We start from the raw sequence: 13,886 nt of genomic DNA, 5'->3' as shown, positions 1-13,886 counted from the left end.
CCCTGTAAATATCTGAATGTTGGAACATGAAACAATGTTCGACCAAACCGAGGAGGGGAACGACATGAACATTTTTGTGTTGATGAAACGCACCTTTGACACGGAAGAAAAAATCTCCATCGTCAATGGCAAGATCAACGAGGAAGGCGCTGAATTCATCATCAACCCGTACGACGAATACGCCATTGAAGAAGCCATTCAAGTCCGCGACAAACACGGCGGTGAAGTGACGGTCGTCACCGTCGGCAGCGAGGAAGCGGAAAAAGAGCTGCGCACGGCGCTCGCCATGGGCTGCGATAAAGCGGTGCTCATCAACATTGACGATGATGTCGAAGAACAAGACCAATATACGACGGCGAAAGTGCTCGCTGAATACTTAAAAGACAAAAACCCGGACTTGATTTTAGCCGGCAACGTCGCTATTGACGGCGGTTCCGGGCAAGTCGGCCCGCGCGTTGCGGAATTGCTCGGCATTCCGTATGTGACGACGATCACGAAGCTCGACATTGCCGACGGCGGCAAAGTGACCGTTGTGCGCGACGTCGAGGGGGATGAGGAAATCATCGAAACGTCGCTGCCGCTCCTTGTCACCGCTCAACAAGGGCTGAATGAACCGCGCTATCCGTCGTTGCCGGGCATTATGAAGGCGAAGAAAAAGCCGCTTGACGAGTTGGAGCTTGACGACCTGGATCTTGATGAAGAGGATGTCGAAGCAAAAACGAAAACGATCGAAGTGTTCTTGCCGCCGAAGCGCGAAGCGGGCAAAATTTTGCAAGGCGAGATCGCTGATCAAGTGAAGGAACTCGTTCAGCTGCTCCGCTCCGAAGCGAAAGTGGTATAAGCGGAAACCGCTGTCGGCGTTCGGATGAAGCACAACGGGGAATCAAAGGATAGGGGGACTGAAACATGGCACGTAAAGTATTGACCTTAGCAGAAGTGCGGGATGGATCGCTGCGGAACGTTTCGTTTGAAGCCATTGCAGCGGCCAAAACGATCGCCGAAGGCGGGGAAGTCGTCTCGGTGCTCGTCGGCGACCAAGTGCAGGCGCATGCGAACGAACTCATTTACCGCGGTGCCGACCGCGTCGTCGTCATCGAACATCCGAATTTGAAATTTTATACATCAGATGGCTATTCGCAAGCGTTAAAAGCCGTGATTGACAAAGAGCAGCCGGAAGGCATCGTCTTCGGCCATACGGCGCTCGGCAAAGACTTGTCGCCGAAATTGGCCATCAAGCTCGACGCCGGCCTCGTTTCCGACGTCATCGCCGTCGAAGAGGCAGGCGGCAACATCGTCTTTACCCGTCCGATCTACTCCGGCAAGGCGTTTGAAAAGAAAATTGTCACCGATGGCATCATCTTCGCGACCGTGCGTCCGAACAACATCGCGCCGCTTGAGCGCGACGAGTCGCGCACAGGCAGCGTGGAAGCGCTCGCCGTCGAGATTAAAGACTTGCGCGCGATTGTCAAAGAAGTCGTCCGCAAAACGGCGGAAGGCGTCGACTTGACCGAGGCGAAAGTGATCGTCGCCGGCGGCCGCGGCGTCAAAAGCGCCGAAGGCTTCAAGCCGCTCAAAGAGCTCGCCGAAGTGTTGGGCGGCGCGGTCGGCGCTTCGCGCGGGGCGTGCGATGCCGGCTATTGCGACTACTCGCTGCAAATCGGACAAACGGGAAAAGTCGTCACGCCGGACCTTTACATCGCCTGCGGCATCTCAGGCGCCATCCAGCATTTAGCGGGGATGTCCAACTCGAAAGTCATCGTCGCCATTAACAAAGACCCGGAAGCCAACATCTTTAAAGTCGCGGACTACGGCATTGTCGGCGATTTGTTCGAAGTCGTTCCGCTCCTCACCGAAGAGTTCAAAAAACTGAAAGTGCATTCGTAATGAACAACACGGGCGGCTGCAGCCGTCCGTTTTTTGACGGATAAATTCCGCGGCAAAAGCGAATAGTAGAAACGAAGCAAAACATTCGCGCAGACTTGCATTCCATGGTATACTTTGCTTGCAGCATTCAAGAAGATGGGAGGGAATCCATATGGCGATTGTCAACGCCACTGACCAAACGTTCGCCGCAGAAACGAAAGACGGCCTCACGCTCGTTGACTTTTGGGCGCCATGGTGCGGACCGTGCCGCATGATCGCTCCGGTGCTGGAAGAGCTTGACCGCGAAATGGGCGACAAAGTGAAAATCGTCAAAGTGAATGTCGATGAAAACCAAGAAACAGCGTCGAAGTTCGGCGTCATGAGCATCCCGACGCTGCTTCTGTTCAAAGATGGCCAACTTGTCGACAAAGCGATCGGCTATCAGCCGAAAGAGGCGCTTGTGGAGTTTGTGAGCAAGCATGCGTAATGTCGATGACCAAAAATCCAGAGGGAGGGACCTCTGGATTTTTTTGATGGCCTCAAAAAATGATTGACAACAGGAAGCATTTTCTTTATATTAATAACCAACAATTCATATTGGTTATATAGGAATTATACATTTTTTATTCATAGTTTTTCTATAGTTATAGTTTATTTTTGGGAGGTGATGCCGCTTCGCTTTATTCCGTTGCGAATTAGATGAGGAAAACGAGGAGGGACAATGATGGATCAATGGTTAAAACAGAAGAAAGCACTATGGATGCTGGCCATCGTCTTTTTGTTATGGATGGGCTCCGGATGCGACGCACATAGCGGGAAGGAAGACAAAGGATCTGCTTCGTCGCAAAAAGGGGAAGCAAGCGAGGTCATTCGGATCGGCTATCAAAAATATGGCACGCTCAATATGCTAAAAGCGCGCGGGGATTTGGAAAAACGATTGAAAAAGTTGGGGTATACGGTGCAATGGTCGCTGTTTCCCGGTGGGCCCCAACTGCTTGAGGCGATGAACGCGGGCAGCTTGGATTTTGGCCATACAGGTGAAGCGCCGCCTGTATTTGCCCAAGCAGCTGGAACACCGCTTTTATACGTGGCGACCACGCCGCCGAATCCGGCTGCTGAAGCGATTTTAGTCCCCAAAAATTCGCCAATTCGCACGATCGCGGACTTGAAAGGGAAAAAAGTGGCGTTGAACAAAGGATCGAACGTTCACTATTTGCTTGTCCAGGCGTTGGAAAAAGCAGGATTGAAACTTTCTGACATCCAGCCCGTTTATTTGCCTCCCGCAGACGCGCGCGCTGCTTTTGAGCAAGGAAGCGTCGATGCGTGGGTCATTTGGGATCCGTTCTACGCCGCGGCGGAGCAAGGCGGAAAAGCGCGTGTCATAGCAGACGGGCAAGGATTAGCAGCCAACCGGGAGTTTTTCTTTGCTTCTCGATCGTTTGCGGAAAAGCATGCGGATGTTGTCAACATCATTTTGGAAGAGCTGAAGAAGGTCGATCGCTGGGCAAGCAATGATCCGAAAGGAGTAGCCGCGTTTTTGGCTCCGGAGCTCGGCATTGATGAACAGGCGCTGGAGACGGCAGCCAAACGGCGCACATACAACATTGAGCCGGTCACCGATGAAGTCGTGGCTCAACAGCAGCAAATCGCCGACCAGTTTTTTCAGTTAGGGCTGCTGCCAAAGAAAATAGACGTGAAAGAGGCGGTTTGGCGTGAGGGGAAATGAAGAAATGCGCACAAGAGTGATGAGAGGCTGAATGTATGATAGAAAGCCGGTCTGCCTCCTTGACAACATGATCGTGGTTAGGTTCGAATGCGTCATCCAACAGGCTGAAAGGGCAGACAACTTTTGGACGAGAATCGATGGAAAGGAGTGGAAATGAAGTGAAATTATCAAGGTGGACGGGATGGGCTGGGGGGAAGGCTGTGCCGTGGGCGTTGCCGATCGGTCTACTCGCTGCATGGCAAGCGGCAGCAGCAGCTGGTTGGCTGTCTTCGCGAGTGCTGCCGGCGCCGACTGATGTGATTGTTGCGGCGTGGAATCTTGCTTCGAACGGAGAATTATGGAAACATTTGTCCGTCAGTTTTTGGAGAGCGCTGACTGGCTTTGCCATCGGCGGATCGATCGGATTTCTTCTCGGCTTGCTCAATGGAGTGTTTCGTCCGGCTGAGCGATTGTTGGACACATCGATCCAAATGATTCGCAATATTCCGCATTTAGCATTGATCCCGCTCGTTATCTTATGGTTTGGCATTGGAGAGGAGGCGAAAGTGTTTCTTGTCGCGTTAGGCGTGCTGTTCCCGATGTATGTCAACACCTTGCACGGCATCCGCAATGTCGACGCCGGCTTGCTGGAAATGGGGCGCGTCTATGGGCTTGGACCATGGCAGCTGTTTTGGCGCATTTGGCTGCCTGGTGCGTTGCCTTCGATTTTAGTTGGATTGCGCTATGCCCTTGGCATTATGTGGTTGACGCTCATCGTCGCGGAAACGATCGCGGCCGACCGCGGCATTGGATATTTGGCCATGAATGCGCGCGAGTTTATGCAGACCGATGTCGTTGTTTTCAGCATTTTGCTTTACGCGCTGTTCGGCAAGCTGGCCGACAGCATCGCCCGTTTTCTAGAAAGAAGATGGCTTCGTTGGAACGTCAATTATCAGCATATATGAAAATCGCCAAACAATGTCAGGCGCTTCAACAAATGTCCATAAGGCTTGGAAACGAATGTTGGAAGGAGGATCAATGAATGGGACCGGGACGAGGGGCGGAGTTGATTTTGGAACAAGTGGGAAAACAGTTTGGGGACAAACACGCGTTGCGCCGCGTCAATTTGGTGGTGAAGAGGGGAGAGTTTGTCGCCATCATTGGCCGCAGCGGATGCGGCAAAAGCACTCTGTTGCGCTTGGCCGCCGGATTGGAGGAGCCGACGTCCGGCCGGATCCTGGTGGATGGGGAGGAGCTGCGTGGGCTCAATGAGAAGGCACGTGTCATGTTTCAGGACGCCCGCTTGCTGCCGTGGCGGCGCGTCATGGATAACGTCGGGCTCGGATTGAAAGGGGAATGGGAGCCGAAAGCGCTGGAGGTGCTCGAGCAAGTGGGGCTGGCTGACCGTGCGGACGATTGGCCGACCGTGCTGTCAGGAGGACAGCGCCAGCGCGTGGCCCTTGCCCGCGCCCTCATCAGCCATCCGCAGCTACTGTTGCTCGATGAACCACTTGGAGCTCTTGATGCGCTCACTCGGATTGACATGCAGCGTCTCATTGAACGGCTTTGGCTTGAACAGAAGTTTACGGCTTTGCTTGTTACGCACGATGTTGATGAAGCGGTGATGCTGGCGGATCGAGTAATCCTCATCGAAGACGGGGTGTGCACACTTGATGTGCCTGTGCGTCTGCCGCGGCCGCGCCAGCGCGGCGATGCGGCGTTCGCCGATTTGGTGGATACGATTTTGCGTCGCATTTTAGGCACAAAGCCGGAGGAGAGAGCGATCGCTTCAGTTTCCATCGGTGAGAAAAGGAGGGCGTTGTAGATGAAAAAACGGTTGGTTTGGCTATCTGTGTTAAGCGCATGCTTATGCCTGCTGCTGGCGGCTTGCGGGCAAGAACGAGGCGCCTCCCCCGCCTCGTCCAAGGATTCGGCGTCAGCCGATTCATGGCCGAAAGAGCTGCATATTGGCTATCAAAAATCATCGTTTTCACTATTTTTGAAAGAAAAAGGATACTTGGAAAAACAATTACAAAAGCATGGTGTTCAAGTCAAATGGTTTGAATTCCAATCCGGTCCCCCCCTTCTGGAAGCGTTGAATGCCGGACAAATCGACATCGGTTATGTCGGCGGGGCTCCCGCGGTGTTGGCGCAGGCGAACCCGGATTCACAGTTGGTGTATCTTGCCTACGAACCGGAAGTTGCGCGGGCGATCATTGTGCCCAAAACATCGTCGATTCAAACCGTTGCTGATTTGAAAGGAAAAAAAGTGGCTTTCGGCAAAGGATCAAGCGCCCATTATACACTATTGACGGCATTAGAGACAGCTGGATTGACACTTAACGACATTACTCCGGTGTATTTGCAGCCGTCTGAAGCGCGAACTGCGTTTGAGCGTGGTGATGTGGACGCCTGGGTCATTTGGGATCCGTTCTTGGCCGATGCCGAAGTGAACGGCGGTGCGCGCATTTTGATGGATGCGAAAGGACTTCCCAAACAATATGGATTTATCGTAGGACGGAATGGGTATGTGAAGCAGTATGCAGATGTAGCGAAGACGGTCATTGCACAACTGAATAAAGTTCATCAAGAAATCCACTCCTCTCCCGATGAAGCCGCCAAACTATTGGCTAAAGAAACGAAAATTGGCGAAGAGATTTGGAAACGGACGTTGAGCCGAAGAGAATATGGGGTGTTTCCGCTGACGAAGGAGGTGGTCGACGCCCAGCAACGCATTGCGGATCGTTTTTATGAGGCCGGGGTGATTCCAAAACGGGTCAAAGTGGAAGACGCTGTGGTCGTCATAAAGGGACAATAAGGAAATCCTGTAACATTCACACTTCATCAATACAAGCTGTTCCACTGAAAATGATAGGGCATTGTGAAAAGCCGAATTCCCCTTGAACAACGCTCTTCCAAGGGGATGTTAAGGACAGCGGGGCATAAAAGAATGTGGGGGGAAACAAATGACAACGGTGGCCATTATTTCTGGAAGTCCGTCGCGCGCCTCGAAAACGAATCGAGTGGCCGAATGGGTGAGCGAGCAATTGCAACGGATCGGCCATACGGTATATTTCATCCGATTGCGCGATTTGCCGGCGGAAGATTTGCTTTATGCGCATTCATCAAGCGATTCGATTGTGAAAACACATGATTGGATCCGCCAGTCACGAGTGGTGGTTGTACTAAGTCCAGTGTATAAGGGAAGTTACACCGGCATTTTAAAAGCGTATTTGGATTTGCTGCCGGAAAAGGCGTTTGCTGGGAAGCTAGTTGTGCCGATTGTTACGGGGGGGACCATTGCTCATCTGTTGGCTCTCGAATACGCGCTCAAACCCATTTTCTCCATTTTGGGAGCGCGGGAAATCTTGCATGGCGTCTTTATTTTGGATTGGACATTGGGGCATGATGACGAAGGCCGCCTCGTGTTTTCGGACGACTTGTTGTCGAGGATGGAAGAGGTGATTCATTCCATTTCCCATGGCTCTGAAAAAACGATCATGAGATAAGGAGGAAAACAATATGAAAGTCCTTTGGTTTATTCCTTCTCATGGCGACGGACGGTATTTAGGGACGGCAAAAGGCGGCCGCTCGCCGGAATACAGCTATTTCAAACAAGTGGCCCAAGCGGCTGATCGATTGGGATACGAAGGGGTGCTCATTCCAACGGGGAAATCGTGCGAAGATCCATGGCTGTTGGCGGCAGCGCTGGCAGCGGAAACGAGGCGATTGCGTTTTCTTGTCGCTGTTCGCCCAGGATTGATGACGCCAACATTGGCGGCGCGCATGGCCTCCACGTTCGATCGCATTTCCGATGGCCGGCTGCTTGTAAATGTCGTCACCGGCGGCGACCCCGTTGAGTTGGCGGGGGATGGGCTGTTTTTGTCGCATGACGAACGGTATGAAGCGACGGACGAGTTTTTGACGATTTGGCGCCGATTGCTGGAAGGAGAAGAAGTGACGTTTGCAGGAAAGCACGTGTCAGTCAAAGGGGCGAAATTGTTGTTCCCGGCTGTGCAAAAACCGTATCCGCGCCTCTTTTTCGGCGGATCGTCGGATGCCGGCCAACAGGTTGCCGCCCGCCATGCGGACGTCTACTTGACTTGGGGGGAGCCGCCTAGACAGGTGAAAGAAAAAATAGAACGGGTAAGGGAACTCGCTCGCCAAGAAGGGAGAGAAATCGAATTTGGCATTCGTCTCCACATCATTGTTCGCGAAACAGAAAAAGAAGCGTGGGAAGCGGCAGAGCGATTGATTCAGTATGTAGATGACCGGACGATTGAAGAGGCGCAGCGGGTGTTTTCCCGTTATGACTCTGTCGGGCAGCAACGGATGCGCGAGCTGCACAGGGGGAGGAAAGAGTCGTTGGAGATCAGCCCAAACCTTTGGGCGGGGATTGGGCTCGTTCGCGGCGGCGCGGGCACCGCGCTTGTCGGTGATCCGGAAACAGTGGCTGAACGTCTCCGTGAATACGAGCAACTCGGCATCCGTTACTTCATTTTATCAGGTTATCCGCATTTGGAAGAGGCGTATCGCGTGGCGGAATTGTTATTCCCGTTGTTGTCATTGGATGTTCCTTCTTCTTCCATTCGCGGCGAGGTAGTGGGTCACGAGTTTTTTCCAAATGTGATTAAGGTGTGATCGGTTCTAAAAAAGGGGGATGCGCTGCAAAAGAGCATCCATCCTTTTTTATTTTTGATTGACTTTGAAATTCATGTTCTTTTATAATCGTGCTTGTGTGATATTGATTATCATTTTTAATGGTCTATGGGGGGATCGATCATGTCATGGAAATGGAAGTGGCTCGCCGTGTTCGCCGCCGCGGCGTTGGCGCTTGGCGCGTGCGGCCAGAGCAAACAGACGGCGGGAACAGAAAAAGAAAGCAGCAACCAAACGGCTGTGGAAAAACAAGAAAAGCCGAAAGAGGAAGAGAAGACGGAGAACGAGAAGGAAGAAGCGGAAGTCGATTATGCGGGAGCGTTCAGCGAAGCGCTCGCGGAGCTTGAGAAGGCGAAGCAAGGCGGGGCGGTCGACTTCGGCAAAGTGGAGAGCATCTACAAAGAAAAGCTGCAGCCGCTTGTACAAAAACGTGACGCGGAATTTGAAGATACGCTTGACCAACATATTACCAACGCACTGGCCGCCGGCAAAGACGGGTCGCTTGAGCCGTTGGTTGTCAAGCAAATTTTTGACAAGCTGATGCAAAAAGTGTTTTACACGACGATCAAACATGAGTTTACCGAAGCAGAAGAGCATTGGGCCAATAAGGAAGAAGTAAAGGAAGAGCTTGAGGAAGCGAAGGCATTTTACGCGATTTTGCAGTCGACCGTGGAAAAGCGCGATGTGGCTTACGGAACGAAGTTGGTTGACGCGATCAACGGGGCGTTTGCCCAAATGGAGCAAGCGGTGCAAAACGATGATGCGCTCTCATTTGCCCTCGGCAAGCAAGTCGTGGACAAAACATTGATGAAAACATTCTATTTAGCGAGCGGAGCGTTGCCGCACGGCTATGCGGCGAAGGCGGCGGCTGCGGCCAAGGAAAACGCCGAAGAAGCCAAAGTGGAGCAGGCGGAAGGCTGGGCGTTTTATCAGTCCGTCTATCCGTATATGAAACGGCATGCCGCGGAGGAGGCGGACTACATTTTGAAACAGTTTGACCTGCAAACCGATGTCAAAACGCTCGATCCGAAAGCGGTGAACCATGCGTTCGTGCGCGGATGGGCGAAAGTGGCGCTTCACGAATATGAAGAAAGCAAAGAAAATTGGGGGCAAGACAAGTCGGTGATCACCGCCTTAGAAGGCGCGCTCTTTATTAACATGATCGAAAATGATATCAAAACGCTGCTCGGCGACAAGGCGTACAGCACGTTGAACGATCAGGCGGCGCGCTACTTGGAAGCAGCAAAGGCGAAAAACAAAGCCGAAGCTGACAAATGGCTGCCGCAAATTGAAGCTGCGCTGCAGCAAGTAGTGGAAAAGGCGAAATAATGACGAAGGAGGGTGTCCCCAAGGACGCCCTTTTTTCACAAACGCCCTTTCGGCTTGTCCCGGCTGAGAATGCGTTTTGGCGGATGCTTTTCGCTTTTGCCTGCAATCCGCGACTTTTGCCGGCCGCTATGGTAAGATGCTTAATGGACAGTGAATTTGATAATGGGGTGACGACTGTGAAAGTAGTGGTGACCGGGGGAGCGGGGTTTATCGGCAGCCACCTCGCGGCCCATCTCAGCAAGCAAGGATATGACGTAATAGCCGTCGACTGCTTTCATCCGTACTATTCGGCTGAACGGAAAGAGCGGCAGTTTCAGACACTCACCGGCGGTCGGGTGCCGCTTGTCCGCTTGGATTTGCTTGATGGGGAGCGAACGAAAAGGTGGCTGGTCGAGTTTCGCCCCGATGTCGTCTACCATTTGGCGGCGCTGCCGGGCGTGCCGTATTCCCTCGAGGAGCCGTTCGCGTATATCGATTATGACATCAAAGCGACGGTCAATGTGTTGGCGGCGGCGGGGGAAGCGGGAGTCAGCCATGTGCTGTTTGCTTCGTCGTCATCCGTCTATGGCGACCGCGGCAACGTGCCGCTGAAAGAAGAAATGGCTGATGGCCGCGTCGTGTCGCCGTATGCGGCGACGAAATACGGAGCGGAATCGTTTTGTCATGCCTATGCCCATTTGTATGGCTACCAAATGACGATTTTCCGCTATTTCACCGTTTACGGGCCGTGGGGTCGTCCGGATATGGCGATCGGCACGTTTTTGCGCCGATTGTTGGTGGGCGAGGAGATTGTCGTGTATGGCAAGGGGACGGCGCGCGATTATACGTACATCGATGATATTGTCGCCGGCATGGCCGCGGCGCTTCACCGCAGCGGCGGGCGAAGCGAAGTGTTCAACTTGGGCGCCGGGGCGCCCGTCACCATGGAGCAGCTGCTCGCTGAGTTGCGGAAGCACTTTCCCGATATGAAAATCGTGCACGCGCCGGAGCGGAAAGGCGATGTGAAAGCGACATGGGCGGACATCACAAAGGCGGAGCGGGCGTTTGGTTACAAGCCGAAGGTGGCGTTTGCCGAAGGGCTCGCCCGCACGGTGGCGTGGGCGCGCGAATATGAGCGGTAGGGCGGCCAAGGCGGGGCTGCAGGCCGCCGGGGTGGCCATGGTTGTTCTGTTTGGTTGGATGACGTATCGCTATTTTGACGGCCGTGCGTTGCTTCGGCATCTCGCCGGGCTGGCCCGCCATCCGGCGGATATGGCTGCCGCCGTTTTCGTGTATGGCGCGTCCTTTTGGCTGCGGGCATGGGCATGGAAGCAATATGTCGGGAAACCGATCGCCTTTGCCGTCTATTGGCGTGGGGTGTTGCTCAGCTTGTTGATCAATCATCTCGTCCCCGTCAAAATGGGCGATGCCGCCCGCGTCGCTGTGCTTGCCCGCCAGCCGGGTGTTTCCGCCGCTGAGGCGATCGAGTCGGTTGCGGTCATGCGGTTATTGGACATGGCGGTGCTGGGCGGTTTTGCGGCAGCGGGGGTGTATGTGTACATGCATCGGATTCCCGGCCTTCCGCTGGTGGGGGCGGCCGCTGCCGCAGGGGGGGCGCTTGTGCTCGTGATGTTTCGCCGTCCGCTCCGCCTCGAACGGTTATGGCGCCGATGGCGGACGGTGTTGCAGGGCCGCCGCGGCGCGGAGATCGCTGCGGCTGTGGCGGCGAGCTGGTTGTGTGAAGCGGCCGTCATTGGCGTGATCGCCAAAGCAGTCGGCATCCCGCTTTCCTTTGGACAGGCGGTGTGGGCAAACAGCGCGGCCGTTTCCGGCCAGATCGCCCAAGTCGTCCCCGGCGGGATCGGAACGTATGAGGCGGTGATGGCGTTTGCGTTGACCCGGCTCGGCGCACCATGGGAGAAAGCGTATGCGGCGGCAGTGTTGACCCATGCGTTTAAGTTTTTGTTTTCTTACGCCGCCGGGGCCATGGTATTGTTGCTTTGGCGGTCCGATTGGCAGATGGTGCGGGGTGTATGGAAAAAGGAAAGGGAGAGGCGATGAAAGAAGCGTCACGATTCGAAAAAATGGCGGCGCGCTGCTGGAATTTGCTGAATGAAGGAAAGCCGTTTACGCCGATTTTTGTCGCGGGAACGATGACGATCTACCATGCCGCTGATTGGATGGGCGGCTCATGGGGATGGATGCTTGGTCTGGCGGCGGCGCTGCCGCTGTTTGTCATCTACTATGTCTATGATTATCCGCTGTTTTTGCGCAATTATTTATGGATTCCTTACGTTGTGTTTCTCATCGTTTGGTCGTTTGCTGATGCGGCGCTGCTGCTGTTGGCGTCGGGGCTTTACTTTTTCTTTACCGTCTTTTTTTGGGGAACGCTCTATTACCATTTGCGCATCGGCACGTCATGGTGGAATTTCACCCGCTTTTGGAAGCTCGTGCTGAAAAACAGCGATTCGACGAGCGGCAACGCTCAAGAGCAGCTGCCGAAAGTCTTTCTCCTTTTATCTGTTTGGGAATATGCGTCGATCCAAGTGGAACGAGGGGCGGATTTGGCGCCGCTGTGCGGGGCGCTTTGGCTGTTTGCTGCTTTGGTGTGGCTGTTTTCATGGATTTTGCATCGGAATTTGTTCGACTGGCAGCCCGAGATCATTCCGACTTATACGAACAATGTGCCGAGTCCAACCGTGCCGATCAGTGACAAAGTGTATGTCATCGTGATTGATGGGATGCGCAAAGACCGGTTTGAAGCGGCCAACGCCCCGTTTTTGAAACGGCTGCGCGCGCAAGGGACGGAATTTGCGCAAATGGAGACCGTGTACCCGGCGCGTACGGTCGTTTGCTTTACATCGATGTTGACGGGCACGTATCCGTTTGAGCACGGGATTCGCTCGAATATGGTATGGAAGCTCGGAGCGAAAGTGGAAACGATCTTTGACTCGCTCCGCAAAGTAGGGAAAACAGGCCGCTTGCTTGGCATCGCTCATTTGGTCGATTCGTTCGGAGATGATGTCGAAACGGTGACGGCCGTCATGCCTAACGAACTAGCTGACCGCTATATTATCGAGCGGGCGAAACGCATTGTGGAAGAGCAGCACCCGGACTTGCTTGTCGTACAATTGATCGCCACCGACCAGACCGGCCATAGCCGCGGGGTGCTGTATGACGAGTATATTGAAAAAATTGAAGAAGCCGATGCGCTGATCGCCGAGTTTGTCGCCTGGCTTGAGGAGCGAGGCGAGCTTGAGCGCGCGACGCTGATCGTCTGCGCCGACCATGGCCAAGCGGATGGCATCGGCGGCCACGGCCATCTCGATGAAGGGGAGCGGTATGTGCCGTTTTTCATGTACGGTCCGGCGATTGAGGCAGGGAAACGGGTTGATGAGAAAAGAAGCCTCGTCTCGCTGGCGCCGACGATCGCCTATTTGCTTGGCGCGCCGTATCCAAGCCATAGCCGCGGCCCTGTTTTGATCGAAGCAATGCGGAAGGAGGAGAGCGATGAAACAGCAGCACGTCATCGTTTTTTTGCCGGCGCACAATGAGGAAGGGGCGATTGGGGACGTGATTCGCCGCATTCCGCGTCATTTCCATCCCGATGTAGAGGTCAGCGTCTTGGTCATTGATGACGGGTCGACCGACCGGACTGCTGAAGCGGCGCAAGAAGCGGGAGCCGATTACATTTGCCGCTGGCCGGAAAACCGCGGCCTCGGGGCGGCGGTGCGGCGAGGGCTCAAAGAGTGTGTCCGTCTTGGCGCGGATATCGGCGTGATGATCGATGCCGATAACGAATATCCGCCGGAACAAATTCCTGACCTTTTGGCGCCGATTTTCGCCGGTGAGGCCGACTATACGATCGGCTCGCGCTTCCTTGGCACGATTCGCGGCATGAAATGGCACCGCCGCCTCGGCAACTATGCCTTTACGTGGCTGCAGTCGCTCCTGCTCGGCCAGCGGCTGTACGACGGGCAATCCGGCATGCGCGCGTTTTCCCGCCAAGCGATGGAAGAGGCGGAAATCATCCACGATTACAATTACGCCCAAGTGTTGACGCTCAACTTAGTGCGCAAAGGGTTTCGACTAAAGGAAGTGCCGATCCGCTACCAAGTGCGGACGACCGGCCGTTCGTTCATCAAGTTCACCGCCTATATGACCGCGGTCATCCCGGCCATCTGGAAGGAAATGCGCCGCCCGGTAACAAAAGCGGTCATTGACCGAAAAGCGCATCTGCTTTCTTTGGAGCGGGAGCGCCATTGTTCGTGAGGCGGCCGCCTTGGGCCGCCGGCCATTTTTCCAATATTGACAATGATGGTGATAATGATTATCATTGATCTTGATGGAG

Annotated in this window: 14 protein-coding genes; all 14 read left to right on the top strand. The window is 54.2% G+C overall.

The window, feature by feature from the left end:
• The first annotated feature begins 64 nt into the window (after positions 1–64).
• The 14 genes from QWV57_RS13705 (at position 65) to QWV57_RS13640 (ending at position 13,807) form a co-directional block, all read left to right on the top strand.
• A complete protein-coding gene (locus tag QWV57_RS13705) occupies positions 65–841 on the top strand; it encodes an electron transfer flavoprotein subunit beta/FixA family protein (RefSeq protein ID WP_013144555.1) in 777 nt (258 codons plus the stop codon).
• Positions 842–906: 65 nt separating this feature from the next.
• Positions 907–1,884 (top strand): electron transfer flavoprotein subunit alpha/FixB family protein, encoded by a 978-nt coding sequence (locus QWV57_RS13700; RefSeq protein WP_015375557.1) that lies wholly within the window; start codon positions 907–909, stop codon positions 1,882–1,884.
• Between the two features lie 151 nt (positions 1,885–2,035).
• A complete protein-coding gene (trxA, locus tag QWV57_RS13695) occupies positions 2,036–2,350 on the top strand; it encodes a thioredoxin (protein WP_015375556.1) in 315 nt (104 codons plus the stop codon).
• 237 nt (positions 2,351–2,587) lie between these two features.
• The gene (locus QWV57_RS13690) at positions 2,588–3,589 is read left to right on the top strand and encodes a sulfonate ABC transporter substrate-binding protein (protein ID WP_015375555.1); all 1,002 of its coding nucleotides are present in this window, start codon (positions 2,588–2,590) and stop codon (positions 3,587–3,589) included.
• 137 nt (positions 3,590–3,726) lie between these two features.
• On the top strand, positions 3,727–4,533 hold the full coding sequence (ssuC, locus tag QWV57_RS13685; protein WP_020755574.1) for an aliphatic sulfonate ABC transporter permease SsuC: 807 nt from the start codon (positions 3,727–3,729) through the stop codon (positions 4,531–4,533).
• 77 nt (positions 4,534–4,610) lie between these two features.
• On the top strand, positions 4,611–5,393 hold the full coding sequence (locus QWV57_RS13680) for an ATP-binding cassette domain-containing protein (RefSeq protein ID WP_015375553.1): 783 nt from the start codon (positions 4,611–4,613) through the stop codon (positions 5,391–5,393).
• Positions 5,394–6,386: an aliphatic sulfonate ABC transporter substrate-binding protein gene (locus QWV57_RS13675; RefSeq protein WP_020755573.1), complete on the top strand. Its 993-nt coding sequence runs from the start codon at positions 5,394–5,396 to the stop codon at positions 6,384–6,386. It begins immediately after the preceding gene.
• Positions 6,387–6,534: 148 nt separating this feature from the next.
• Entirely contained in the window at positions 6,535–7,077 is a 543-nt protein-coding gene (gene ssuE, locus QWV57_RS13670) for an NADPH-dependent FMN reductase (RefSeq protein ID WP_015375551.1), read from the top strand.
• A 13-nt stretch (positions 7,078–7,090) separates the two neighbouring features.
• A complete protein-coding gene (gene ssuD / locus QWV57_RS13665; RefSeq protein ID WP_020755571.1) occupies positions 7,091–8,209 on the top strand; it encodes an FMNH2-dependent alkanesulfonate monooxygenase in 1,119 nt (372 codons plus the stop codon).
• A gap of 141 nt (positions 8,210–8,350) precedes the next feature.
• A complete protein-coding gene (locus QWV57_RS13660; protein WP_033005938.1) occupies positions 8,351–9,556 on the top strand; it encodes a hypothetical protein in 1,206 nt (401 codons plus the stop codon).
• A 176-nt stretch (positions 9,557–9,732) separates the two neighbouring features.
• Entirely contained in the window at positions 9,733–10,677 is a 945-nt protein-coding gene (locus tag QWV57_RS13655) for an NAD-dependent epimerase/dehydratase family protein (RefSeq protein WP_129447347.1), read from the top strand.
• A complete protein-coding gene (locus QWV57_RS13650) occupies positions 10,667–11,596 on the top strand; it encodes a lysylphosphatidylglycerol synthase transmembrane domain-containing protein (RefSeq protein ID WP_033005937.1) in 930 nt (309 codons plus the stop codon). The genes QWV57_RS13655 and QWV57_RS13650 overlap by 11 nt, the downstream gene beginning before the upstream one ends.
• On the top strand, positions 11,593–13,089 hold the full coding sequence (locus QWV57_RS13645; protein WP_033005943.1) for an alkaline phosphatase family protein: 1,497 nt from the start codon (positions 11,593–11,595) through the stop codon (positions 13,087–13,089). The genes QWV57_RS13650 and QWV57_RS13645 overlap by 4 nt, the downstream gene beginning before the upstream one ends.
• Positions 13,046–13,807, top strand: a complete 762-nt coding sequence (locus tag QWV57_RS13640) for a glycosyltransferase family 2 protein (RefSeq protein WP_129447346.1) — start codon at positions 13,046–13,048, stop codon at positions 13,805–13,807. Before QWV57_RS13645 ends, QWV57_RS13640 begins: the two co-directional genes overlap by 44 nt.
• The last annotated feature ends 79 nt before the right edge of the window (positions 13,808–13,886 follow it).

Source organism: Geobacillus zalihae (assembly GCF_030414215.1).
Taxonomy (GTDB): domain Bacteria; phylum Bacillota; class Bacilli; order Bacillales; family Anoxybacillaceae; genus Geobacillus; species Geobacillus zalihae.
This window is presented reverse-complemented; position numbering and strand designations above follow the sequence as displayed.